This window comes from Pseudanabaena sp. PCC 6802 (assembly GCF_000332175.1).
Classification (GTDB): Bacteria; Cyanobacteriota; Cyanobacteriia; order Pseudanabaenales; family Pseudanabaenaceae; genus PCC-6802.
Genome location: NZ_KB235910.1, coordinates 705,103 through 729,852, shown reverse-complemented (window position 1 = coordinate 729,852; position 24,750 = coordinate 705,103). Strand labels below are relative to the sequence as shown.

Genomic DNA, 24,750 nt, shown 5'->3' with positions numbered 1-24,750 from the left:
TGCTCTGTCCCGATAATCGCTACTTACGCTAAGGTAGATATTATAGTTCGGGACAAGACATCCTCAAACGTCTTAACTACGCAGCCAGCTATGGGTAAATTACAGATACAATTACCAACGGATGCATGGGTGCCAGCCACCTGGGATGAATACATGCAAGTTATTTCGGATCCCGATCGCGAAAAAGCTAAAGGTTACTATTACCAAGGAAAGTTAAGAATTGAAATGGTACCAATAGGAAACGAGCACGCCAGCGACCATACGATTATTATTTATGCCATTCACCTCTTTGCTGGCATTAAAGGCATCGATCTCAATGGCAAGGACAATTGTTCTTACCGCAAAACGGGTAGCAAGGAATGTCAACCGGATGTGTCCTACTATATTGGCTCCAATGCTGATGCTATCCCTTGGGGGACTGGCGTTATCGATTTAGACTTGCATCCTGCTCCCAATTTGGTAATTGAAATCGCCAATACTTCTTTGGCTGATGATAAAGGTGAAAAACGTTTACTATACGAGGATCTAGGTGTAGATGAGTATTGGATTGTCGATGTCCAAAATGCTCAAGTAATTGCCTTTGCGATCGCCAATGGTGGCAGCCGCCGCATCACTGAGTCTGTTGTCTTACCAGGATTAAGTATAACTTTTTTGAATGAGGCTTTGCGACGTACGCGCCAAACCAATCACGGACAGGTAAGTGCTTGGCTATTGTCGCAGTTGCAATAACCTGGCGAACCTCTAAGCATTCTATTTTTGAGGATAAAGCTGTGATTGATATTGGACTCACTCATATCGCACTCCCCGTGTCAGATATAGAACGCAGTATCGACTTTTATGCCACTTACGCCAGTATGCATGTCATTCACCGCCGCGTTGATGCCAACACGGGGGTTAAGGTGGTTTGGCTTTGCGATCGCACCCGCCCTTTCGCAATCGTCCTGATCCAGAAAGAATCCGTACATCCCATCCTATCACCCCTCGCCCATCTTGGAGTTGGTTGCGAGAGCCGCGAGTATATGGATGCTTTATGCGATCGCGCTAAGCAAGCAGGAATCCTGCTGGAAGAGCCTCAAGATGCTGGATACCCCGTTGGCTATTGGGCTTTCTTGCAAGATCCAGACGGTCATACGCTTGAGCTTTCCTACGGACAGGAAATTGGACTAACAGTTGAGAAAGACTCTCCCTCAGTAGTGCGACCGCTGACCTCTCTACTCTAATTTATCTCTGCCCACTGCGAAGGTGTATAGGCTCTAATTGAGAGGGCATGAATCGTGGTTTGCATTTCTGCTGCGAGCGCGTCATATACCAGACGATGCTGCTGCATAAGGGTTTTACCCGCAAACTGCGGCGAGACTACAATCAGATTAAAATGACCGCTACCTGCAGGGGCGTGCATTCTACCTCGATGGTGTCTGTGCGCGTGGCTTTCATCTTCAAGCTCGACATGCTCGGCATCAAGCCGATCTTGCAAAATTTTTACGATCTTAGCCTGTGTATCCATACGACAACTCTCAAGCAGCAGTTACACTTCTAAATAGATATCCCAGTACTAGCCCAATAATTAGCGCCCATACTTGTCCTGACTTAACAAAATTATTCCATCCCTTAGTCATGTCAGCAAGTACATCTTGATTGAATTGGGTGTTTTGTTTTGCCTGAGCCAGTAAAAAATCCCAATCCAAATCGAGATACCCAACATGCATATGTCCTAGATGGAGACTGGTGATATCAAGGTTGGCAATCAGGTTGTGAGCTACGTCGATCATGGCTTAAATTTGGCTTGGTTATATTTCTAAGTTAGCTTGAGGATACCCTATGGTTTCACTTCTAAAACAATTAAGGTGATGTCATCGCTATGATGATTATCCTTACCAACGAAGTCTTGTACTTGCTCAAAAATATAATTGAGTATAGCTTGAGGACGACTAATGTCGGGCGATTTTGGCACGCAATGTTTACAGGCCCATTTTAGTACCTGGTACAAGTTTTCCTCATCAAAGCGATCGCCATTAGGATTGGCAGCTTCGGTAAAACCATCCGTATAGTAAAGAACTACGTCCCCAGCCTGTAGCTTTACTTCCGATTCTTCATATTTGGCACCCACTTCCAGACCGATAATTGCCCCCATAGTATCGAGGGCATGGATCGTATTCGTTTGCGATCGCCACCACAAGGCAGGAGTGTGTGCCGCATTGCTAAACGACAAGATCTTTGTCCTGGGGTTAAATTCGGAATAAAACATGGTGACAAAGCGATGCGATCTCTCCAGATCCTCATACATCACCTGGTTGAGATGCTCCAGGATTTTACCTGGGGTATGCCCGTTCAGTACTTCCGCTCGCAGCATACCACGGGTCATAGTCATGATTAGCCCCGCTGGTACTCCCTTACCCATCACATCACCAATTACCACTCCCCATTTTTCTCCCTTATTAATGGGAATAAAGTCGTAGTAATCTCCCCCCACCCGATTAGCCGTGAGGCACTTGGCAGCTAATTCTACTCCCTCAATTACAGGGCAACTGCGCGGTAGTAACTGATGCTGAATTTCAGCCCCAATCTCCAGTTCTCTGTCTTGCCTTTCCTTTTTAAGGAGTTCTGCCGTCAAGTTATTATTCTCAATGCCAACAGCAGTTTGGTCTGCTACCAGGCGCATTAATTTTTGGCGCTGCTCGCTCCAGGCATATTCTGGGTTGCGACTAAATACATACAGCCGACCCTGTACGACATTTTTGACTAAAACTGATGTACCAAACAGTTTCACACCTGGCCCGAGGTAGCTGCGTACCATATCGTCCAGTGCGGCATTGGAACCAGAAATCACCTCTTGAATTGCCCGCTCAATTACCGATCGCAGTTGGCGGCACTTCATGCCATTAAAGCCACTGTCGGGGCAATGTAAGGACTCTAAGAGCATCTGCCCGCTGGACTTAAACCGAATTAACGCTCCACCATCAGCATCCGTAACGCGGCTGGCAATCAAGGGAATTAGTTCTAAAAATTGATTGAGATTTGTAAAGCTTCTTAAAGCAAAGCCCAAGAAACTGAGTAACTCTTGAATTTTGGCTTGTTCCTGATTAAGCCGCGTCACGAGTTCCTTGAGATCGTCAACCACCAAAATTGTAGAGCCAGGAACTGACCCTTTAACTTGTGGCGGTTGTCGACGGATAGGTGATACGGACATAGAAGAAACCAAATAGTTAGGTTGGGTTAACTTCAACTACTTAATAACGCTTCGACAAATTCGTAACTAGAAAATGGTCTGAGATCCTCAATGCCTTCGCCAGCACCAATAAATCGAATGGGTAAATTAAGCTGTTGGACAACTGCCAGCGCCACACCTCCCTTGGCAGTACCGTCTAGTTTAGTGAGAACCACACCACTGATCCCGGCGGAGCCAGCAAAAACCTCTGCTTGGCGCAATCCATTTTGTCCTAGCGTGGCATCTAAAACTAGTAGGGATTCTACATTAGCATCTGATGCTTTTTTGTCAACAATACGCCGAATTTTGCTGAGTTCTTCCATGAGGTTCTTTTTATTTTGGAGCCTTCCAGCAGTATCGACTAAAAGCAGTTCCGTACCTCGTGCTTGCGCAGCCATAATAGCATCAAAAACTACTGCTGCGGGATCTGTGTTTTGGCCGACATTGGCAATTACTTCTACTTGAGCGCGATCGCCCCAAACCTGAACCTGTTGTACTGCTGCTGCCCTAAATGTATCTGCGGCGGCGATCAGGGTACTATAGCCAGATTTTCGGGCAATATGGGCAATTTTACCGATTGTGGTGGTTTTCCCCGCCCCATTTACTCCTGTCATTAACCAGATATTGAGCTGATTTTTCTTAGGTGCAAATACAGGACTAAATTTCTGCTTGCCTCGACTAGCAAGAGGAGCATCCAGGATTTGACACAGGATTTGTTTGAGAAATGCAATTCCGGCCTCGGGTGGCAAAACTTCCGCTTTCAGTTTGGTTTGCAAAGCCTCGACTATGCGATCCGTTGCTGCGACTCCCACATCCGCTTGCAAGAGTAAAGCTTCGATTTCATCTACAGCCTCTGCATTTAGAGGGCCTTGACCGACTAGAGACTTGAGTTGGTTCACCAGATTTAATCTGGTTTTATTCAGCCCCTGTCGGAGTTGCTTGAGCCAGGTAATTTCTTCGATGGAAATATCTTCAGGTTTGCGCCCTTGGGCGGCGAGAATTTCTGCCGACCAGAGGAATCCTTCATCAAAAGCGATCGCTGGCTCTACTTCTGTTGGTAAGGTTTTTATGGGTGAAGGTGTCGGTGGGGCGATCGACTCTACGGGTTTAGATGGTGTGGCAGGTGTCGGTTCGGCGATCGCGTTAGCTGCCAGTGCTGCGATGCGGGCCTGGCGATCGGCTTCTGACTGCGCCCAAAACGGCAATGCCTCTGTGGGTTCTGGTGGAGGTTCTACGGCTGGAATTTCTTCTGGTGTAGATGATTCTGGTGGGGTAGTTCGATCTGTATCGACAGCCTGAGGTTCTGTTGTGGTTGCGGCGATCTGGGAAACTGGCTCGGGAATTGCTGCAACTGTCGGCTCAGATTCGGCACCTACAGCATCCGAACCAGGTATTTCTACGGTTGATGTATCTGGTGCAGCTAAAGGTGTTGACTCCGCCTGGGCGGCAGTAGGAAGAGGAGCTTGGTGAACCTGTTGCTTTTGAATATTGCTATAGGCAGCCTTTGCCCAGTTAAGCAGTTCTTGGGATTGGGTAGAAGCAGCAGTCGATGCAACGGGCGTAGGATTATCATCTGCTACTTTCTCAGCAGAGCCTTGAGGGGTAGTTTCTTTCGCGTTCCCCTCTTCTTCGTCATATTCCCGTCTAAACCAGTTAAATGTCATGCTTATATTGCTTACCTTACCTACTGCCGTATCTAAAGCATAATCAATCCAGTTTATGCCAAACCCGGACTAAATAATAGATAGTTTAATCTCTTCGACTCTTTATCTTTAAGACCTATAGCCATAGACAGATCTGTTAGGACAGGGGGTGTGGGGGCTGCGCCCCCACGCAGGGGTTTCACCCCTGCACCCCGTCCTAAGCCTGTTGACTATAGCTATACCACGAATTATTTCAGGCATAAAACCACATAATTATGGGTCAGCAAAAGCTACGAGCAAACGTAATGACCGAATTTAAAAGCAACAAGAGGGTTGCCCTCGTCACTGGTTCAACATCTGGCATAGGGTTGGCAATTGCCAACCGACTTGCTGAGGACGGATTTGTCATTGCTTTTCATTCCAAGTCTTCAGTAATAACTGGGCAAGCATTAGCAAAAGCTTACCCTGGTTCGTCTTATTCACAAGCAGATCTGGCAGACCAAAGTCAAGCTCGCGGTTTGATTGCCAAGGTGTTGTCGCAGCACGATCGGCTGGATGTATTGGTAAATAATGCGGGCATTAGCGCCACGATTCCACATGCTTCTCTTAAGGAAGCTTCAGCAGAGATCTGGCGAGATCTCTACGAGGTCAACGTTATCGCGCCCTGGACGCTCATTGCAGAGGCTGAAACGGCTTTACGCCAGGCATCAAGTCGCGAATACCCCAGTTGCATTCTTAATATCAGTTCCCATGCAGGTATTCGCCCTAAGGGGGCCTCAATCCCATATGCCGCTAGCAAAGCTGCTCTTAACCATATGACAAGTCTGCTTGCTTTGAGCCTTGCACCAATGATTCGCGTAAATGCGATCGCACCGGGTTTAGTCGAGACTCCGATGAGCGAGAACTGGACAGCAGCACGAAAGCTTTGGGAGGAGCGATCGCCGATGGGACGGGGAGCGCAACCGGAGGAGATCGCGCAAGTAGCTTCTATGCTTATTGCCAGTCACTATCTTACGGGCGAGATTTTGATTGTAGATGGGGGGCTGAACCTCACTTGATATTCAAGGCAGTGCGTTTATGCAAAATATAGCCGTAGACAGATCTGTGAGGACAGGGGGTGTGGGGGCGCAGCCCCCACGCAGGGGGTTCTACCCCTGTACCCCGTCCTAAGCCTATTGGCCATAGCTATATCTGCATAGTTGACAACTCGTACTCGTTATGAGTATGATTTATGCAGTAAATAAATGTGAAAGTGATGATCAGAGTTCAAGCAATTCCGATACAGCAAATTCGCCGACCTTTATATCGACAGAACGATACCTCTAAAGTGGAAAAACTGATGCGGTCGATCGCGGAAATTGGCTTGCAAGAGCCTATAGACGTACTGGAAGTAGACGGTGAATATTATGGATTTTCGGGATGCCATCGCTATGAAGCCTGTACGCGGTTAGGCCACGAAACGATTCTGTGTAATGTACGCCGAGCACCGCGATCGGTGTTGAGAATGCATCTGGCGTAGCGGTCGATGCTACCAAAACAGTCATTTGTGCATAGACTGGAAAGGCTCGATCGGTCGCTAGGTTTACTGGTGCTGCGTGGGGCTACAGGCTCTTGTCGATGTTAATTATTCCTACATATTGCCTGGCGACTGAAGTCGCAGCTAGGCAAGCAAAGTCCGCAAAGGCGGACTTCAAGTAAAGAGGGGTAACTAAACAGGATTTGGTATAAATCAAAATTATTTGAGTTAGGAGAAAACCATATGGGTAAAGATAATGTGAAGGGAAGCATGGTAATTGACTTGGGGATTGATGCAAAAGATAGAAAGGAAATTGCCGATGGGTTGTCTCGGCTCTTAGCTGACACCTATACCCTATACCTCAAGACCCACAACTTCCACTGGAACGTCACTGGGCCGATGTTCAATACACTACACCTCATGTTTGAGGGGCAATATACGGAACTAGCACTTGCAGTTGACTTAATTGCCGAGCGGATTCGCTCTTTGGGATTCCCAGCGCCAGGTACATACTCGGACTATGCCAAGCTCACCTCCATTAAAGAAACGGAGGGCGTACCTAAAGCGGAAGAGATGATCGCTTTACTGGTGGAAGGGCAGGAAGCGGTGGTGCGGACAGCCCGCTCCATTTTCCCTGTAGTAGACAAGGCAAACGACGAACCTACGGCAGATCTGCTGACTCAGCGGATGCAGGTGCATGAAAAAACGGCCTGGATGCTGCGCAGCCTGCTGGAATAGTGGAGATTAGGATGTAGGGACGTTCCGATCGCTCCTAAGCGATCGCTATTCCTTGTCGGAATCCAGATCTGGACTAGCGATAGTTTGGTTCAGGTTTCTGGCTGGACGGCGGCGGCGATTCCCTGCGGGATTCGTACCGCCGCCGCTTGAAGTTTTGCGCTTGGGCGAGAACGTGCGCGCTTTAAGAATCGCGGCGGCCAGAAAAGCATAGGACAAGATACCGACAAACGATAACAGCCAGAAGTTTTGCTGGTTGACTCCCCCTAAAGTGCTAAAGGCGTTCCAAAGGGCATGGAGCAAAGAAGCACTTATATAACCGACTCCGAGAATTTGCCACCGCTTCGTAGGCTTGAGAACGCTCAACCCAATGAAGTAACCCAGATAGCCGCTATAGGCCATATGCCCAGACACAGAACCCAATACTCGCGGGATCAAAATTTGCAAGCCAGCCTCGTTTCCGGCTGCTTGCGTCACCAATGGTACGTATTGCCCCAAGGTTTCTAGCAGGGTAAACCCTACGGCGGAAGCAGTGCCCAGCAGAATGCCATCTAGAGGCTCAAATACACCGATGCGATCGCGCCAGGGCTGTTTCAGTCGATCGCCAATGCCCCATACCGCCAGTACTGGCAGAGCCTTCAACAGTTCTTCCATCAAGCCGGTACCGAAGAACATGTTGACCAGTACGATCAGGAAGTTTGTATCCCCTGTAGGTGGACTGCCAGGCAGGATTTCTCGAAAGAACCAGATAAACAATCTGAGGATGGGGCTGCGTATAATCAGGATTGTTGTGAGCGTAACGCCTAGCAATACCCACCAGGGTTTTGGTTTCTGGCAAAGTTGGTAGACAAAGTAGTAGGCCGCCGCACTAATATAAACAGACAGCACCAGGTTAAACTGCCATGTATTGCCTAAGGAGGCAAACAGCAGGACGACAGACAAGACGGTGAAGATCGCTGGAACGAGGTAGGCTTTGTGGAACAGATCGCCACCAGTTGAGATGATCGGCACCAGTTGCGTCAGAGTTAAAGACGTGGGCTGATGACTACCGGAATTAGCTTCGAGTCGAGTTGCATAACTGCGATCGTCTGTTTGAAATTCAAAGATCGGGCCTTTTTGACTGAGCGTGATGCGATCGCCAATTTGCAAAACCTGACACCCGGACAGGCGCTGACCGTTGATAAACGTACCATTGGCACTATCAAGGTCGCAGATTTCCCAACGGCGTACCCCAAAATTGAAGTTGGCCCTGATCTCAGCATGCCGTCTAGATACCGAACCATAAAGTTCTGGATCGATCGCGACATCGCACCTGGGATCGCGCCCAATTACGATCGCGATATCGTCGAACAGAGAGATTACCTCGCGATCGCTATCAGTTGTAGAGGAAATACGAATAAGAAAGCCTTGAGGCGAGCGACCATTAGTCATGTGTTTTACAGCATTTACCCATTACCCAGATCGAAGCGTCAGTCCATCAGTTTTGAGTGTTGATACTAACAACAATGCCCTAAACGTTAAGCATAAAAAGTATAAAATAAAAAACTCTTCTGCATAGCAGCAAGAAGAGCCTCTTATATTTAGATCGATTTTAATGTTCGGCTCAGACTACTAGAAGATTACCATGCAAAAATATACCGATAATTGCAGGGGCACCCCCCCTGCGGCGGCACGCATCCCAAAGGGGATCGCCCCGATTGATTGAGGGCAGGCACGGGGGCGCTGCCCCTACGGGTATTTTCTTTGCCAGAAATCTCCTAGACTGCTTCTAAGTCTTTTTCACCTGTACGGATGCGGTAAATTTGCTCAACTGGGCTGACGAAGATCTTGCCATCACCAATTTCACCTGTACGAGCAGCGGAGATAACCTTCTCCACAACCATTTCCACCTGATCGTCCTCTACCACAATTTCTACTTTCAGTTTTTGTAAAAACTCAACCGTGTATTCCGAACCACGATAACGCTCTGTTTGTCCTTTTTGGCGACCAAAGCCTCGTACTTCCGATACTGTCATACCTACTACTCCAGCATTTACTAGAGCGATTTTGACTTCATCAAGTTTAAAAGGACGAATAATTGCTTCAACCTTTTTCAAGTTAACTCCTCCATTGCAGTTTGAACTGTATGTATTTGTATAGCTAATAATATGGTTGGTTGGGGTAGGGTGCAGGGATGGGAACCCCTGTTTGGGGGTGCAGCCCCTCATACCCATCTCAAGCCAGCTTTGATATTGCTATAAGGCTAATAATTTGTGACTCAAATTACTATTTGCAGGAAATAGTTTTTGTTCCGCATGAGCTAAAACTTTGTAGATAATAGTATCCGATAATAGAGCTAAATGTTAATTTGCCAGTTTTTGGTTAATAATTCCCAAATTAGCAACGAGCTATTTAGACTCAACCCGTAGCTTCAATACCATTCGTCCACTAGTTTAAGAATCATGTCAAATATGCTGTCAGCCTATCGCGATCGCGTTGCCGAACGCGCGCAACTTGGTATCCCGCCGTTACCCCTTAACGCTCGGCAAACTGCTGACCTGTGCGAGCTACTGCAGCAGCCAGCCGATGGAGAAGCGGAATTCTTGCTGGAATTACTGCGCGATCGCATTCCGCCTGGGGTGGATAGCGCTGCCTATGTCAAAGCTGGCTTCTTAAGCGCGATCGCCCACAACAAAATTCAATCCCCTCTAGTTTCCCCAGCTTTAGCAGTGGAATTACTAGGCACGATGGTTGGCGGCTACAACGTGCAAGCCCTGGTGGATCTGCTGTCCCATGCGGCTCTAGGTGGCGAGGCGGCCAAAGCTCTGAGCAAAACCCTCCTGGTGTTCGATACCTGGCATCAGGTTCTGGAATTAGCGGATACGAATCCCCATGCCAAGCAGGTAATTGACGACTGGGCAGCGGCAACCTGGTTTACGAGTCGTCCACCCCTAGCTGAAACCATTACCGTTAACGTGTTTAAAGTGCCAGGGGAAACCAATACAGACGATCTATCTCCAGCATCGCAGGCATTCTCTCGCCCTGATATTCCACTCCACGCGCTCAGCATGTTGGAGTCCAGACTACCCGACTCCCTTGCGACGATCGCTCGACTCAAGCAAAATGGCTACCCCGTCGCCTATGTCGGTGATGTAGTCGGCACGGGCTCGTCGCGCAAGTCGGCTATCAACTCCGTCCTCTGGCACATCGGTCAAGATATTCCCTACATTCCGAATAAGCGCTCCGGTGGAGTGATTCTCGGTGGAGCGATCGCGCCTATCTTCTTTAATACGGCTGAAGATGCTGGTGCATTACCTATTCAATGCGATGTCACCAAACTGGAAACAGGTATGGTAATTACCATTCATACCCGTGCGGGTAAAATTACCGATCGTGACACAGGTGAAACTCTCGCCACATTTGAACTCGCACCCAGCACGATCGCCGATGAAGTCCGCGCTGGCGGTCGCATCCCCCTAATTATTGGGCGCGGCCTTACGGATAAAGTGCGCCATGCTCTGGAACTGCCAGTGAGCGAACTATTTACCCGTCCCCAAGATCCGGCTGACACGGGTAAAGGCTTTACTCTGGCGCAGAAAATGGTAGGCAAAGCCTGTGGGCTGCCAGGCGTGCGACCGGGTACAGCCTGCGAACCGATGATGACTACAGTAGGCTCGCAGGATACGACAGGCCCCATGACTCGCGATGAGTTGCAGGAACTTGCCTGCTTGGGCTTTAGTGCGGATCTAGTGATGCAGAGCTTTTGCCATACGGCTGCCTATCCCAAACCCACTGATATTAAAACGCACCACGAGTTACCTGACTTTTTCTCGACGCGGGGTGGTGTAGCGCTACATGTCGGCGATGGCATCATTCACTCCTGGCTCAACCGGATGCTACTGCCCGATACTGTGGGTACGGGTGGCGACTCGCATACCCGCTTCCCCTTGGGGATTTCCTTCCCCGCTGGCTCTGGTTTGGTAGCTTTTGCTGCTGCCCTGGGCGTGATGCCATTGAACATGCCCGAATCAGTTTTGGTACGTTTTAAGGGCGAGTTGCAGCCTGGAGTTACTCTGCGCGATGTCGTTAATGCCATTCCCTACATCGCCATCCAAAAGGGATTGCTGACGGTGGCAAAGCAAAATAAGAAGAATATTTTTTCGGGTCGCATCATAGAAATTGAGGGTCTGCCCGACTTGAAGGTAGAGCAGGCATTTGAGCTAACTGATGCCTCAGCCGAGCGTTCCTGCGCTGGCTGCACGATTAAACTCAGCGTTGAAACTGTGTCCGAATATTTGCGCTCCAATGTAGCCTTGCTCAAAAATATGGTGGCACGCGGCTATAAAGATGCCCAAACGATTATGCGTCGCGTTGCCAAAATGGAAGCATGGTTGGCCGATCCCGTGCTCATGTCCGCCGATGATGATGCCGAATATGCGGAAATTATCGAGATCGACCTGAATGAAATTAAGGAGCCGATTGTTGCCGCGCCTAACGATCCCGATAACGTCAAGTTGCTTTCTGAAGTGGCAGGCGATCGCATTGACGAGGTATTTATTGGTTCCTGCATGACCAATATCGGTCATTACCGCGCTGCGGCCAGGGTATTAGAAAAAGAACCGCCCGTTAAAGTGCGGCTCTGGATCTGCCCGCCCACGCGCATGGACGAGCATCAACTTAAGGAAGAAGGTATATACAGTACTTTCGGCTTGGCCGGAGCCAGAACTGAGGTACCCGGTTGTAGCCTGTGCATGGGCAACCAGGCTCGCGTTGGCGACGGCACGACCGTATTCTCCACCTCTACGCGCAACTTTAATAACCGCATGGGCAAGGATGCCCGCGTTTATCTAGGCTCGGCGGAGTTGTCGGCTGTTTGTGCCCTTCTCGGTCGCATTCCCACTGTGGAGGAATACAAAGCGATCGTGGCAAATAAAATCGATCCCTTGGCTAGTGATCTGTATAAGTATCTCAATTTTGACCAGATCGAGGGGTTTGCCGATGAAGGTCGCGTCATTCCTTTAGAACAAATGCCCCGCATTGAGGATATTTTGGGAATGCCCGCGCCTGCTAGTCGGTAGTGCAAAATCGGCTTAACAGCTTATTATGATAGAGGCTGCGAGATGCCAGGATTTAGCTGTTAGCGGAATAAGAAGTCCTTATCTCCCATCGTACGCTGTCAAAAAGCTGACGGCTAACAGCTCAGTTCTTGATTAAATATTCAGGATAAATTTCATGTTTAGTACTTCGATCAAAACAGACGAATTAGCAAATGCAGCCAAGAAACTACTCGCCCGTTATGCATCGGGGGAAAGAAATTTCTCAGAGGAAAATTTCCAAGGGGTCAGGCTCAGAAGCGCCGATCTCAGAGGTACTAACCTCAGTTCCGTTAACCTCAGTTTTGCTAACCTGCGGGGCTGCAATTTTAGAGTCGCGAATATGACCAAAGCCAATATGAATGGCTCCTACTTGATCGATGCCAATATGAGCAATGCCGATCTCAGAGGCATATCGATTACAGATGCTAATTTGAGCAACGCCGATATGTGGGAAGCGGACTTAGCTGGGGCGAATTTAAGTGGTTCTAACCTATTTCGGGCTAATTTAGGCATGGCTGACTTTACCAATGCCAATTTTAGTAATACTGTCCTGACGGATGCCAGTTTTAATAAAGCCAATGTGAAGAATGCCATCTTCACCAATGCCGACCTTATGGATGCCAATCTGAGCGACGCCCTAAACCTCACGCCCGAGCAAGTAAAGGCAGCGCGAAACTGGGAGTTTGCCGCATACAGCAAGGATTTCCGTAAAAAGCTAGGCTTACCCGATCCGGTTTAGTCCTCATATATAGCAATCCGAAATGATTCGTGAGAACTATGAAGGTATAAGCCTTTTGCTGCCTGAATTCGATCTCACGTTTGACTTAGGATTGCTATATTTGCCTCATATATAGCCATAGACAGATCTGTTAGGACAGGGGGATGTGGGGGCTGCGCCCCCACGCAGGGGTTCTACCCCTGCACCCCATCCTAAGCCTGTTGGCTATAGCTATATTTGTAAGTCCTAAAGAGGGCGTACAACTCGGGTCAAGATAATCTTGATTTGAGGCAAATATGGCGTTTATTCTTCCTATACTTGTACAATCAAACGTTTACAAAGCATTTAATTGTACTCTCCAGGAGTTTCTGTTTTTATAACAGTAACACTGCCAAATTTTTTACCTGACATTCTCAATAATTCATCACCTGAAAATTCAAAGCCAAGCTTTAGTGCTATTCGCGCAACATCATCTGCAGTTGATGCTGCGAGTACCTCATTTTTAAGTGCAGGCTCAGACTGCATTTTCTTTAAAAAACCCTCTAGTTGATCTAAAGCCATATTTGAAATTCCTATTCTCGCTAGCTGCTCGTATATTGAACAGGAAAAACATTGTATGTTTCAATCAAATTATACTATTCTTTCAAGGCTTGCGATTCTTTCAAGGCTTGCGATTCTTTCAAGGCTTGCGAGCGCCCAATTGCACGCAATCCAATTAGCAAGCGGTATGAAGGGAGAGCGATCGCTTGTGCTGCAAACTTTACACGGAGTTGGGAATTTGCCGCATACAGCAAGGATTTCTGCAAAAAGCTAGGCTTGTCCGATCCGGTTTAATATTGAGCATTCTCAAGGAGATTTCTCGCAAACAAAATACCTGAGGGCAGCGCCTCTGTGCCTTCCCTCACAGGATTTACAGCATGAACATGCGCCCATCCGGGGTAATGCCGCTGCGGGATGAGACAAAATCTTGCAGATTGGTATCGGATTCCAGGCGACCGTCTACCATGTTGATGACGCGATCGGCAACATCAAGGATGCGATTATCGTGCGTCACCATCAAAACCGTGATGTTTTCCTCTTTAGCAAGCGTTTGCATGAGGTTGACCACATCTCGGCCTGATTTTTTATCCAGCGCGGCTGTTGGTTCGTCTGCAAGGATTAGTCTTGGCTTATTCACAAGAGCGCGAGCGATCGCTACCCTTTGTTTCTGTCCGCCTGAAAGCGCTTTGGGCTTGTAGTCCACCCGTTCCGCCAAACCCACCTTACCTAAAATATCGGCTGCTAACTCCCTAGAGCTTTGGCTGGAATAACGCAACAGATCGACTGACATCTGGACGTTCTGTCTGGCGCTGAGAGAACCAAACAGGTTATGGGCTTGGAAAATAAACCCGATGTTCTTACGCACCTCGATCAATTTACTTTTACCGAGACCAGTAATTTCCTGTCCGAGGACATTAAGGCTACCTTCTCTGGCGCTGCGCAATGCCCCAATTAAGGTTAGCAAGGTTGTTTTACCCGAACCAGATGGCCCAGTCAGGATCGCAATTTGTCCGGGATAAAGCTCCAAATTAATGTCAAATAAAGCCTGCTTGCGTAACTCGCCAGTACCGAAGAAAAAGTTTAGATTGCGAACCTGTACCGACGGCTCGGTCGTGGGAGCTAAGCGATCGCTAAGCTGTGCTTCTGACATAACTTCCATAGTTTATCCTCTAGGCTGAATGCAGTACATGAGGGATTTAGCTACTGAACGTACCAATCTTGAAGTTAATGATGCAATATGTCTGCTGTCCAGCACATCCTGCAGTTGGTGCATGACTTAATGCGATCGCGCCGAAATCAACAGAATTAATCAAGGTTTGCCGGATAATTCCTGCCCTATATTAGTAAGTGAGTAGCACTTATTTCAAGTGACTTAATTATCAATCGATCTAATCGATCTAAGCACTCTATATGTCTAATTATGACGTGGTAAAAAAATACTTTGCCCAGTGGTTGCAAATGGGCAAGCGTGTTTTCATCAGCAACCAAAATAGATTGGTGGCGATCGATCGCGTTATTAAGGGGGAAGGTTACTCTGACGAATTCGAGCGCCTCTGGGCTGAAATGTCCGATCCTGGTTCGGGGGATGTTTACCTAGAAGGTACTAATGAAAACGTGCAAGATTTGCTGCGCCCAGAGTGGGAAACGATTGTCTGCGCCCGTTGCGATATGCTGGTTCCCTGTTTAAGTGCGGGGCCGCGAGACATACCAGTTTGCCCCTGTCACGACCTTGGCTGTTTCCCCAACCTGGACTCAATTCCCGCCCGAGCACCTGTCGTCACTAATAAATATTTGAGTAGCATCATCACGAGACTAGAGGAAGCCGCGCAACGCAATAATTAAGAAACTAGATCGCCTCAGGTAAAGCCTGAGGCAATTTAGTTTCTAGACTTTACTGCGATCGGTGAGGATCTCGTAGCCATCTTCTGTGACCAGTACCGTATGCTCGAACTGGGCGGATAGCTGGTTATCAACGGTTACTGCCGTCCACTTATCGCGCAGAATCCGCACGTTCTTAGAACCCATATTTATAATTGGCTCGATCGCTAGGGTCATCCCCGCTCGCAATCTTACATTTGGTAGCTGGTGGGTGCGGAAGTTAAACACGGAAGGTTCTTCATGCAGATTGCGCCCGACCCCATGCCCGGTAAAATCTTCCACGACAGTAAAGCCATGCGCTACGACGTGATCTTGAATCGCGCCAGCTATATCTAATAAATATTTACCCGCTTTGACCTGAGCAATCCCTTTAAATAGTGCTTCTTCCGCTACTTGCACTAGCTTGGCAGCGCGATCGCTCACGGGCGGCACGGCAATGGTGATGCAAGAATCGCCGTGAAAGCCATTTTTATACGCACCCGTATCGATTTTGACGATATCGCCAGCCTTAATGACGCGCTTAGCACTGGGGATACCGTGAACCACCTCCTGATTGACACTGGCACAAATACTGGCTGGAAAACCGTGGTAGCCCTTAAAACTCGGAACCGCTCCCATCTCGCGAATGCGCTTCTCAGCATAAGCATCTAGATCGAGGGTAGTCATGCCAGGCTCAATGATTTCAGAGATCTCTTTCAGGACAGTGGCGACGATCGCCGAGGACTCCCGCATCAGATCCACTTCGCGTTTAGATTTAAGCTCAATACCTTTAGATGGTCTGGGACCCGACTGGGTAGCAGTTGCGGACTTGTCCTGCTTAGACTGGCTGGACTGCGATCGCAGAGCGGAAAGAATGTTCATGAATTCGGTTTTGGTTATAGATTCTACTACGGCTAATATATTTCTAACCTATCAAGTAACAGAAATGGTTATTTTTTGGGTAACCTCAGATTTAGTTGCTCGCACTAACCAGTTAAGGTTAGCCAATATTAAAGCGAACTTATAGCTATAGCCAATAGGCTTAGGATGGGGTGCAGGGGTTCCACACCCCTGCGTGGGGGCGTAGCCCCCACCCCCCTGTAATAACCGATCTGTCTACGGCTATAAAATACTGAAGGTTATCCTATAACTCAATCTAGCCTGCCTCTCCAACCACAAGTTGCACCAGGTAGGATCCCAACCGTACGTACAGAGAATCTTTACTATGACACCCATTCCACCACCCGCGCAGCCCCAGTCTACTAAATTGGATGCCAGCACTAGTAGACAACCAAGTACGCAAAATCCTACTAGGCAGCAAAGTACCCAAAATGCTAACACCAGGCAGCAGAGTCCGCAGAATGCCATGTCACCAGCAACGCCACTACCTCGTGCTGCTGTGCGTCCGGGGCCACCGCCATCTTTACAGGTGCCCCATGTCAACCCACGACATGCTGGGCAACCCTCGCTAGCGCAGTTAGTCAAGGATGCCTTTGAGCAAGGATGCTCTGACCTTCACCTTGGTGCCAACGAGCAGGTACGATTCCGCTTGCGGGGGTTGATGGTAATTCAAGACAATTATCCAGTTCCCGATGAAGCCACATTTTTCTCGTGGCTGGCTGAAGTGATGGATGACAAGCAAATTCAACACTTTAAGGACACGCTTGAGTTTGACGGCGCGACCCAATATGAATTTGCCCGCTGTCGGATTAACGTTTTCCAAACCCTGAGAGGTCCAGCCATGGTAATGCGGATTATTCCGCTGAAAATGTTGACGATCGAGCAATTGGGTTTGCCAGAAGTATTTCGGGAGTTGTGCTACACGCACAAGGGTTTAATTTTAGTAACTGGGCCGACTGGCTCCGGTAAGTCAACTACTCTAGCTGCGATGGTTGACTTTATTAATACGGAAATGCCAAAGCATCTCATCTCGATTGAAGATCCAATTGAATTCGTACATCAAAGTAAGAAAGCCCTCATCAAGCAACGCGAAGTTGGCATTCACACCCACAAGTTTGACAATGCGCTCAAGGCTTCTTTGCGGGAAGACCCCGATATCATTCTGATTGGGGAAATGCGGGACAAGGAAACGGTGAACACGGCACTCAAAGCGGGGCAAACCGGACACTTAGTATTTGGCACTTTGCACACCAACAGCGCGATCAAGACTATCGAGCGTATTCTCAATCTCTACGAGCCAGATCAACAGGGTCCGATGCGCGATCAATTAGCTGAAACATTGGTAGCGGTTATTGCTCAAACCCTCGTACGTACGACCGATGGAAAGCGAGCGGCGGTGCATGAAATCATGATTAACACCGACGCGATTAGAGACTACATCAAGCGGGCTGAAGTAGATGAAATTGAAGCGATTATTCCCAAGAGCACCTTTGATGGTATGTGCTCGATGAATCAATCGCTCTACAAGCTGTACGAGGACGGTCGCATTACGGAGGAAACGGCGGTGGAAAACTCACCCAGACCGAATGAAATGGCGCAAATGCTGCGAGGTAGAGTGTAGGCGATAATCTAGCGTTGCAAATCATAAATTTTGCAACATGGGGGAATGGGGGCTTTGCCCCCAGAAGGGGGTTTCACCCCCTCTACCCCCCTCCAAAACTTTTGTGTTGGTGTACTGGATAGAGTTCGTATCCTTCTGAAGGAATACGAACTCTGAATGGAGTTCGTTGACGCTGAGATTATTTGGGTTGGCGGTTCGCTCTCATCTGTTCTAGTTGAGTGCGTTGTTCTGAAGTCAAGATCGCCAGGCTTTGTTCCTTAGAACGCTTGCGAATGTCGCTAATTTTCTGCTTTTGATCGGTTGTGAGATTGAGCGATCGCCATGCCCCCTTACGATTGCCCGATTGTCTGGTCTCAGCGAGTTTAGCACGTTGCTCTTCTGTCAGTACGCTTTCAATCTCCTTTTTGGCGTTATCGTGCACTGTCTTAAGTTGTTGCTTTTGGGCCTCGGAGAGATTGAGTTGCTCCCACATGCCACCGCGTCGCTGCGGCTTGGTTAGCGATGGAGACGTAGGTGAAGGCGAAGATTGAGCCGCAACGATAGTGGGGATAGCAACCCCCGCCGCCGCTACCGATAAAATTGCGATTGCCAAACCACGGTTGAAATTACGAAACATAGTTTAAGTTCCTATCTGGAGTATGCGTGAATGCTTACGTTAGATTTAGACACTAGTAAACTTTCAAAGGTTCATATTAATTGCGAATTCTCCGTAGGCAAGCGATCTCGATCGCAGTAGTAGCGATCGCATTGTTAGATCTGCCATAATCAGGTTTGTAAATGTTAATTTTGCTAATAGTTATAGCGTTTTTCAATTGAGAACAGTTTTTGGGGACGGGGTGAAGGGGTGAACCCCTTCTTGGGGGCAACGCCCCCAACCCCCCTACTCTTTCCGATCTGAAAACCGCTATAAGATCTATAGCCACAGACAGATATGTGCTAGTTCAGGGGGGCGGGGCTGTGCGCTCGCGCAGGGGGCTACCTCTGCACTCTGTGTTAGATCTGGCTGGCTGTAGCTATAGTTATAGCTAATAGCCTTGGGGAATTCTAAGGCCATGCGTATAAATAGCTAAGAAACTAAGACTGGCTATGACTTCTGCACCTAAACCTAACAATGAATCCGAGCGACTAGCGTCCCTGTTACGGTGCAGGATTCTGGATACCGCTCCCGAGGATGGTTTTGATGATATTACCAAACTTGCTGCCTCCATTTGCCAAACCCCGATCGCTTTGGTGAGTTTGATCGATCGCGATCGACAATGGTTTAAGTCCAGAGTCGGTTTAGAAGCAACGGAAATGCCAAGAGATATTGCTTTCTGCGCTCATGCCATTCTGGAGTCCGATGTTTTTATCATTCCTGATACATGGCAAGATCGGCGCTTTGCCAATAATCCCCTCGTTACTGGCAACCCACATATTCGTTTTTATGCTGGCGTACCGCTAGTCACGAGTGACAGTCATGCCTTAGGAACGCTTTGTGTAATCGATCGCGTTCCAAGGGAACTAACTCCGGAACAAATTAACTCGCTGAAGCTACTAGCACACCAGATCGCATATCGGTTGGCACAGCGTCGGGATCTTTCGGAACTGGATCGCACGGCGCTCAAACGGGAGTATTCTCCCCAAAAAAATTCCCGTTTCCTAGCTAAAATTGCCGTGGGGATTGGGCTTGCTACGTCAGTCTTTGCTGCCGTCAGTTTTTTTGCTTATCGCAACCTTGTTGATTTGGCAGACACATCCCTCAAATTTCAAAACAAGCATAAAACTTTGGAGCAGATCGATAGCGTTCTCCAAAATTTGAGGGAGGCCGACTTGCTCAGACATCGCTATGTTTTGGACGGACGAGAAGATCTGCTACACGATTACAAACAGCTTGTTGCTAAAATCCGACAAACTACTCAGGCGCTAGAACAAAACACAGCAGCCATTGCACAACAAAAGGGCGCGATCGGCAATCTCACACGGTTAATTTCGGAACTGGACGCTGAGATCCAAAACCTGGTCGTACTTAAACAAACGCGCGGTTTGGAAGCAGCGAGGCAAAAGTTGGCAATTTACGACCTGAGATCTTCAGCCGTTTTTATGCGCCAACAAATAGCTCAAACATACGCAGCAGAGGAACGCGAGCTGATTGCCTGGGAAAGTAGTATTGTTAAAGAGAATAATGAGGCAGTTATTAAATCGTTAGCTGGCTTGATCTTAGAGTTTGGCATATTAGTAGGAGTTTTCTATCTCACATATAAAGAAGTTATCAAGAGACAGGCAACTGAGAACCATCTAGAGCAGGAGCGCGATTTTACTGCTACTGTCCTGGATGCAGCAGCTTCTTTGGTAGTCGTACTCGACCTGAAAGGCAGAATTGTCCGCTTCAATCGTAACTGCGAGCTCACTACAGGTTATACGTTTGCCCAGGTGCGGCATAAATACTTCTGGGATGTGCTTTTACTGCCTGAAGAAGCCGATTCAGTCAAGGTTGTATTTTCTAATCTCAAGCCAGGTGATTTTCCCAATTCCTATGAAACCTATTGGGTAACTAACAAGGGCGATCGCCGCTTGATCGCCTGGTCAAATGCAGTACTGCTCGATCGAGATGGGGCGATCGAGTATATTATCGGTACTGGGCAGGATATCACCGAGCGCAGGCACTCGGAAAAAGCGCTCAAACTGAGCGAGCGGAAGTATCGCTCGGTTGTCGATAGTGTAAAAGAGGTCATCTTTCAAACCGATCTAGAAGGCAACTGGACATTTCTCAATCCTGCTTGGACAGAGATTCTGGGCTTTTCTTTGATTGAGACTCTTGGCAATAAACTCTTTAACTACATCCATCCTGAAGATCGTCCTATTGTTTTCGCTTGCTTTAAATCCTTTGTCGAACAAGAAGGATACGAATTCCGCCATCAAATTCGCTTCCTAGCTCAAACTGGGGAAATTCGCTGGTTTGAAGTTCAAGTGCGCCTAACCTGGGATGAAAATGAGACTGTCACTGGCGTATCTGGTACGCTCTATGACATCACTCAACGCGTATTAGCTGAATCAGAGCGGCAGAAATTTGTCTCTCTCATTCAAAATAGCAAAGACTTTATTTCCATGGCATCTCTGGATGGGGAAGTGACTTTCCTGAATACGGCAGGATGTAATTTAGTAGGATTGGATAATACAACTGAGATTCCCACAGAAATTGCAGCCTACCTGCCTAGAAATATGCAAGAAAAGTTTGTCGAACAGGTTTTACCTGCAATCAGGCGAAAAGGATTTTGGGAAGGTGAAATGCAGATCCAGCACTTTAAAACTGGTGAATCGATCGACGTGCAGCAAACTGCTTTTCTGGTAGAAGATCCGAAAACTAAAGAACCAATCTGTATGGCCACGGTCGTACGCGATATCAGAGAACGCAAGCAAGCTGAGAACGAAATGCGGATGCAAAACTGGAGATCTGTATTATTGTCCGCGATTACGCTGCGCATTCGTCAATCCCTTGACATTCCAGAGATCCTGAACACTACGGTGACAGAGGTACGCCGATTCCTGCAAGCAGATCGCGTACTTGTCTATCAATTCGATTCCGAATGGAATGGTCGAGCGGTCGTGGAATCTGTTGGCAGTGGCCTGACATCTGCGTTAGAAGCAAATGTTAAAGATACTTGCTTTCATGAGGGAGCCTGGCAAAAATATCAACGGGGGAAAAAAGTAGCGATCGATGATGTTGCGCAAACTAACCTTTCTCCCTGCTATCGAGACCTGCTCGATCGCTTTCAGGTAAAGGCTTATTTGGTCGTGCCAATTTTAGAAGGTGATGTTTTGTGGGGGTTACTGATCGTGCATCAATGTTCTAACCCGCGTCACTGGCGTAGCTTTGAGATCGATATTCTCAGTCAACTGGCTACCCAGGTTAGCATTGCACTCGATCAAGCTAGCCTGCTGGAGCAGGAAATCCAACGTCGCCAGCAACTAGCGCGGCAAAACATGGAGTTAGAACAGGCACGCCGTGAGGCCGAAGCGGCAACAAAGATGAAAAGCGCTTTCCTTGCTACCATGAGCCATGAAATCCGCACTCCTATGAATGCAGTCCTGGGGATGACTGGGTTACTCCTGGATACAGCTCTTAACTCAGAACAACGTGACTTTGCAGAAACGATTAGAGGTAGCGGAGAGAATCTCTTAACTCTAATCAATGAGATTCTTGACTTCTCCAAGCTCGAAGCAGGCGAGATGGAATTGGACGTACTTGATTTTGACTTGAACGCCTGCATTGACGAAGTCGCGGATATGCTGGCTAATACGGCTCAAGCTAAGGGCTTAGAATTACATACGATAATTTATCACGAGGTGCCATTGGGAGTTAGGGGGGATATTGGCAGACTGCGTCAGGTGATTGTTAATCTGGTTAGCAATGCTATCAAATTTACTGCTGCGGGTGAGGTGGTAATTAGCGCCAAATTACAGACAGAGGCGGCGGATGTTGCCATAGTTGAGTTCTCTGTGCAGGATACTGGCATTGGGATTTCGCCCGTTGCCCAACAAAAGTTGTTTCAGCCATTTATCCAGGTGGATGCTTCTACGACCCGCAAGTATGGCGGCACTGGCCTGGGGTTAGCCATCTGCAAGCAGATAGTCGAACTGATGGGCGGACAGATCGGAATTGAGAGCGCTTTAGGTCAAGGTTCAAGGTTCTGGTTTGCTGTTCCATTGGGCAAGCAACCAGTTCAGCAAGATTTAGGCGATCCCAAACTTAGTGAAGTAGAACTCAAAGATAAGAGAGTTCTGGTGGTGGATGACAGTCACACCAACTGTCAGATTTTGCACTATCAGCTATCAAATTGGCAAATGCAAGTGGATATCGCCAATAATGTCTCTGAAGCTTTTGCTCGCCTGCGCGAAGCAGCGGATTCAGGTCATCCCTACGATCTTGCTATCCTCGACATGCATATGCCCGATATGGATGGCGAAACGCTAAGCGCTCAAATTAAATCTGACCCACAGTTACAGTCGATCGAACTCGTAATGATGGCTTCGCTACAACAGAGAGGAGCGATCGAACATTGGCGGAAGCTTGGTTTCTCCGCCTATCTCCTGAAACCTGTCAAACGATCGCGCCTGCAAGATTGCCTGAAGCACTTACTTTCAGACTCCGCAGCACTTGTCACGGAAGATCGGGTAAAGCCTGTGGCGCGATCGCCCCAAACGACTAGAAACATATCCAACCTTAAAATTTTGCTGGCTGAAGACAGCTTAACTAATCAAAAAGTTGCCATCAATCAGTTGAGAAATCTAGGCTACAAAGCTGATATCGCGGCCAATGGGCAAGAGGTATTAGCAGCACTCGATCGCATTAATTATGACTTGATTTTGATGGACTGCCAAATGCCAGAGTTAGATGGGTACGAAACTACACGTCAAATCCGTCAACTAGATCGTCCGCAGTCAAATATTGTAATTGTGGCAATGACGGCTAATGCGATGAAAGAGGATAGGGTCAGATGCCTTGAAGCTGGCATGAATGACTACCTCAGCAAGCCTATCCGCAAAGAGGAGTTAGCGGCTAAGCTGGCAGAATGGGAAACGACAATCTTGTCAGGCAATATTTCTGACGGGGCAAATGGCATAGAGATAGAGGAGCATATCGAAGAACCTGTGCTTGTTGCCTTAGCACAAGAAGGAGTTCCTGTCGATAGGGCGCAGATAACGATCGATAGGAATTATCTCGATCTAGTCTCTGGCAGTAATGAGGAATTTCAAAAAGAATTGCTTCAGGCGTTTGTTGAGACGATTCCACTCCATTTTGAGGCGCTAAAAGCTGCGATCGCTGCTAATGACTACACCAAGATCGAACAGGAGGCTCATTTGATTAAAGGTTCTAGTGCTAGCCTGGGGATTGCAAGCATGAAAATCCCTGCGGAGTCCTTAGAACAACAAGCTCGTCAGCAGGCACTAGACAACCCTGATGCTTTATTGACAAAGCTAGAAGAATCCCTCAACTACGTGCAAGCCTTTGTAGGAGAAGGTTGTAACTTTGCCCAGATCCCATAAGGCGATTTCCACAAACTGTATTTATGGCAAAACTCCCAAACGACATCTCCAAGACGATCTGGAGATTGAAGCGACAATTAGCATATATAGTATAGCCAACAGGCTTAGGACGGGGTGCAGGGGTGAAACCCCTGCGTGGGGGCACAGCCCCCACACCCCCTGTCCTAACAGATCTGTCCATGGCTATATTATTGATCGTTCCAGATCTGCTGAGGTTTCCTTTGGATTAGGTCGCAACCGAGTTTTTTTGTTCCTTCAAGTAGGCGAAAACCGATTTATCGCCAATATCTGGTGGAATTGCCTGAATTACTTTACGGAAAGCAAAGACCAAAAATAGAGCGATCCAGGTGGCTAAGAGTATGCGTTCCCAAGTTACTGAAAGCATCCCGCTCATATGTCCTAGCAGCAAGAATGGTACGAGGACGGTGAGAATCTTGGTTTCAGAGCGATTGAAGCAAAATGCTTCCTTAAAATAAATTCCCGTGAGCGCTGCAAACGTGAACCCTATGCCCAAAAGCATCGTGGGATTTTGGTAGACAGCGATCGCCAAAGGTTCGCGATTAGTAAAAACGAGAGCGATCGACGATATACACCCAATTAGCCAAAATGCCTGGAGTGCTTTATGCAGAGCCGCTAAGTAGATATGAATTTTTGCCAGCGCTACCCCTAAAGCAATGCAAAATAGACCATACAACCAGGTCAGTAAATGCAATACATTTACATCTACCCCATCAGCTTGCCACAGAAAGAGCAGGCCACCACTGCTAAAACAGAGTGCAGCTACTGCCAATGCCGCTCGATAGATGACAACATCGCGGCGATCGCTACCGGTAATTGTGAACTCGCCAAACTGCCCCTGATAAACTTGCGATTCCATATTATTTTGCTTCGATGCGTTCATCTCTTGTGCCTCATC

Annotated in this window: 22 protein-coding genes; 10 read left to right on the top strand and 12 right to left on the bottom strand. The window is 48.0% G+C overall.

From position 1 onward, the window contains the following. Positions 1-90 precede the first annotated feature (90 nt). Together PSE6802_RS0103680 and PSE6802_RS27600 are read left to right on the top strand one after the other, a co-directional pair. On the top strand, positions 91-729 hold the full coding sequence (locus PSE6802_RS0103680; RefSeq protein ID WP_019498713.1) for a Uma2 family endonuclease: 639 nt from the start codon (positions 91-93) through the stop codon (positions 727-729). Between the two features lie 41 nt (positions 730-770). Continuing rightward, on the top strand, positions 771-1,220 hold the full coding sequence (locus PSE6802_RS27600; protein WP_051050558.1) for a VOC family protein: 450 nt from the start codon (positions 771-773) through the stop codon (positions 1,218-1,220). On the opposite strand, the gene PSE6802_RS0103670 is transcribed toward PSE6802_RS27600, so the two are convergent. From PSE6802_RS0103670 to ftsY, 4 genes are read right to left on the bottom strand one after another with little or no spacing between them, the layout of a single operon-like run. Beyond that, the gene (locus tag PSE6802_RS0103670; RefSeq protein ID WP_019498711.1) at positions 1,217-1,504 is read right to left on the bottom strand and encodes a BolA family protein; all 288 of its coding nucleotides are present in this window, start codon (positions 1,502-1,504) and stop codon (positions 1,217-1,219) included. The two genes, PSE6802_RS27600 and PSE6802_RS0103670, sit on opposite strands and share 4 nt — an antisense overlap. 10 nt (positions 1,505-1,514) lie before the next feature. Then, positions 1,515-1,769 (bottom strand): hypothetical protein, encoded by a 255-nt coding sequence (locus tag PSE6802_RS0103665; RefSeq protein WP_019498710.1) that lies wholly within the window; start codon positions 1,767-1,769, stop codon positions 1,515-1,517. Positions 1,770-1,816: 47 nt separating this feature from the next. After that, a complete protein-coding gene (locus PSE6802_RS0103660; RefSeq protein WP_019498709.1) occupies positions 1,817-3,187 on the bottom strand; it encodes a PP2C family protein-serine/threonine phosphatase in 1,371 nt (456 codons plus the stop codon). A gap of 32 nt (positions 3,188-3,219) precedes the next feature. After that, positions 3,220-4,869 carry a signal recognition particle-docking protein FtsY gene (gene ftsY, locus PSE6802_RS0103655; RefSeq protein WP_019498708.1) on the bottom strand — a complete coding sequence of 550 codons (1,650 nt, stop codon included), beginning with the start codon at positions 4,867-4,869 and terminating at the stop codon, positions 3,220-3,222. A 284-nt stretch (positions 4,870-5,153) separates the two neighbouring features. Between ftsY and PSE6802_RS0103650 the strand changes: the two genes are divergently transcribed. The 3 genes from PSE6802_RS0103650 to PSE6802_RS0103640 all read left to right on the top strand — a co-directional run bounded on the left by PSE6802_RS0103650 (position 5,154) and on the right by PSE6802_RS0103640 (position 7,102). After that, positions 5,154-5,906: an SDR family NAD(P)-dependent oxidoreductase gene (locus PSE6802_RS0103650; RefSeq protein ID WP_019498707.1), complete on the top strand. Its 753-nt coding sequence runs from the start codon at positions 5,154-5,156 to the stop codon at positions 5,904-5,906. A gap of 197 nt (positions 5,907-6,103) precedes the next feature. Beyond that, the gene (locus PSE6802_RS0103645; protein WP_019498706.1) at positions 6,104-6,367 is read left to right on the top strand and encodes a ParB N-terminal domain-containing protein; all 264 of its coding nucleotides are present in this window, start codon (positions 6,104-6,106) and stop codon (positions 6,365-6,367) included. Positions 6,368-6,607: 240 nt separating this feature from the next. Further along, positions 6,608-7,102, top strand: a complete 495-nt coding sequence (locus tag PSE6802_RS0103640; protein WP_019498705.1) for a Dps family protein — start codon at positions 6,608-6,610, stop codon at positions 7,100-7,102. Between the two features lie 45 nt (positions 7,103-7,147). Here PSE6802_RS0103640 and PSE6802_RS0103635 read toward each other — a convergent pair whose 3' ends face one another. Both PSE6802_RS0103635 and PSE6802_RS0103630 read right to left on the bottom strand, forming a co-directional pair. Further along, on the bottom strand, positions 7,148-8,530 hold the full coding sequence (locus PSE6802_RS0103635) for a PrsW family glutamic-type intramembrane protease (protein WP_019498704.1): 1,383 nt from the start codon (positions 8,528-8,530) through the stop codon (positions 7,148-7,150). A gap of 326 nt (positions 8,531-8,856) precedes the next feature. Then, complete coding sequence (locus tag PSE6802_RS0103630; RefSeq protein WP_026103033.1) at positions 8,857-9,195, bottom strand: P-II family nitrogen regulator; 339 nt, start codon at positions 9,193-9,195, stop codon at positions 8,857-8,859. Between the two features lie 354 nt (positions 9,196-9,549). Here PSE6802_RS0103630 and acnB point away from each other — a divergent pair, with 354 nt between their 5' ends. Together acnB and PSE6802_RS27595 are read left to right on the top strand one after the other, a co-directional pair. Further along, positions 9,550-12,156 (top strand): bifunctional aconitate hydratase 2/2-methylisocitrate dehydratase, encoded by a 2,607-nt coding sequence (gene acnB / locus PSE6802_RS0103625; RefSeq protein WP_019498702.1) that lies wholly within the window; start codon positions 9,550-9,552, stop codon positions 12,154-12,156. Positions 12,157-12,310: 154 nt separating this feature from the next. After that, a complete protein-coding gene (locus PSE6802_RS27595; protein ID WP_019498701.1) occupies positions 12,311-12,913 on the top strand; it encodes a pentapeptide repeat-containing protein in 603 nt (200 codons plus the stop codon). A gap of 324 nt (positions 12,914-13,237) precedes the next feature. On the opposite strand, the gene PSE6802_RS0103615 is transcribed toward PSE6802_RS27595, so the two are convergent. The 3 genes from PSE6802_RS0103615 to PSE6802_RS0103605 all read right to left on the bottom strand — a co-directional run bounded on the left by PSE6802_RS0103615 (position 13,238) and on the right by PSE6802_RS0103605 (position 14,591). Continuing rightward, the gene (locus PSE6802_RS0103615; RefSeq protein ID WP_019498700.1) at positions 13,238-13,453 is read right to left on the bottom strand and encodes a Nif11-like leader peptide family natural product precursor; all 216 of its coding nucleotides are present in this window, start codon (positions 13,451-13,453) and stop codon (positions 13,238-13,240) included. A 74-nt stretch (positions 13,454-13,527) separates the two neighbouring features. After that, positions 13,528-13,698, bottom strand: a complete 171-nt coding sequence (locus tag PSE6802_RS33100; RefSeq protein ID WP_156815394.1) for a hypothetical protein — start codon at positions 13,696-13,698, stop codon at positions 13,528-13,530. Positions 13,699-13,802: 104 nt separating this feature from the next. Further along, positions 13,803-14,591, bottom strand: a complete 789-nt coding sequence (locus PSE6802_RS0103605) for an ATP-binding cassette domain-containing protein (protein ID WP_019498698.1) — start codon at positions 14,589-14,591, stop codon at positions 13,803-13,805. Between the two features lie 251 nt (positions 14,592-14,842). On the opposite strand from PSE6802_RS0103605, the gene PSE6802_RS0103600 reads away from it, so the two are divergent. After that, on the top strand, positions 14,843-15,274 hold the full coding sequence (locus tag PSE6802_RS0103600) for a hypothetical protein (protein ID WP_019498697.1): 432 nt from the start codon (positions 14,843-14,845) through the stop codon (positions 15,272-15,274). A 42-nt stretch (positions 15,275-15,316) separates the two neighbouring features. Here the strand turns inward: PSE6802_RS0103600 and map are convergent, their stop codons facing one another. Further along, positions 15,317-16,171 carry a type I methionyl aminopeptidase gene (map, locus tag PSE6802_RS0103595; protein WP_019498696.1) on the bottom strand — a complete coding sequence of 285 codons (855 nt, stop codon included), beginning with the start codon at positions 16,169-16,171 and terminating at the stop codon, positions 15,317-15,319. 343 nt (positions 16,172-16,514) lie between these two features. Between map and PSE6802_RS0103585 the strand changes: the two genes are divergently transcribed. After that, entirely contained in the window at positions 16,515-17,810 is a 1,296-nt protein-coding gene (locus PSE6802_RS0103585; RefSeq protein WP_019498694.1) for a type IV pilus twitching motility protein PilT, read from the top strand. 178 nt (positions 17,811-17,988) lie between these two features. Here the strand turns inward: PSE6802_RS0103585 and PSE6802_RS0103580 are convergent, their stop codons facing one another. Then, positions 17,989-18,426 carry a Spy/CpxP family protein refolding chaperone gene (locus PSE6802_RS0103580; RefSeq protein ID WP_019498693.1) on the bottom strand — a complete coding sequence of 146 codons (438 nt, stop codon included), beginning with the start codon at positions 18,424-18,426 and terminating at the stop codon, positions 17,989-17,991. A gap of 470 nt (positions 18,427-18,896) precedes the next feature. On the opposite strand from PSE6802_RS0103580, the gene PSE6802_RS30740 reads away from it, so the two are divergent. Further along, positions 18,897-23,834 (top strand): PAS domain S-box protein, encoded by a 4,938-nt coding sequence (locus PSE6802_RS30740; RefSeq protein WP_019498691.1) that lies wholly within the window; start codon positions 18,897-18,899, stop codon positions 23,832-23,834. 226 nt (positions 23,835-24,060) lie between these two features. Here PSE6802_RS30740 and PSE6802_RS0103565 read toward each other — a convergent pair whose 3' ends face one another. Further along, positions 24,061-24,735, bottom strand: coding sequence for a DUF2301 domain-containing membrane protein (locus tag PSE6802_RS0103565; protein WP_019498690.1), 675 nt, complete (start codon positions 24,733-24,735; stop codon positions 24,061-24,063). Positions 24,736-24,750 lie beyond the last annotated feature (15 nt).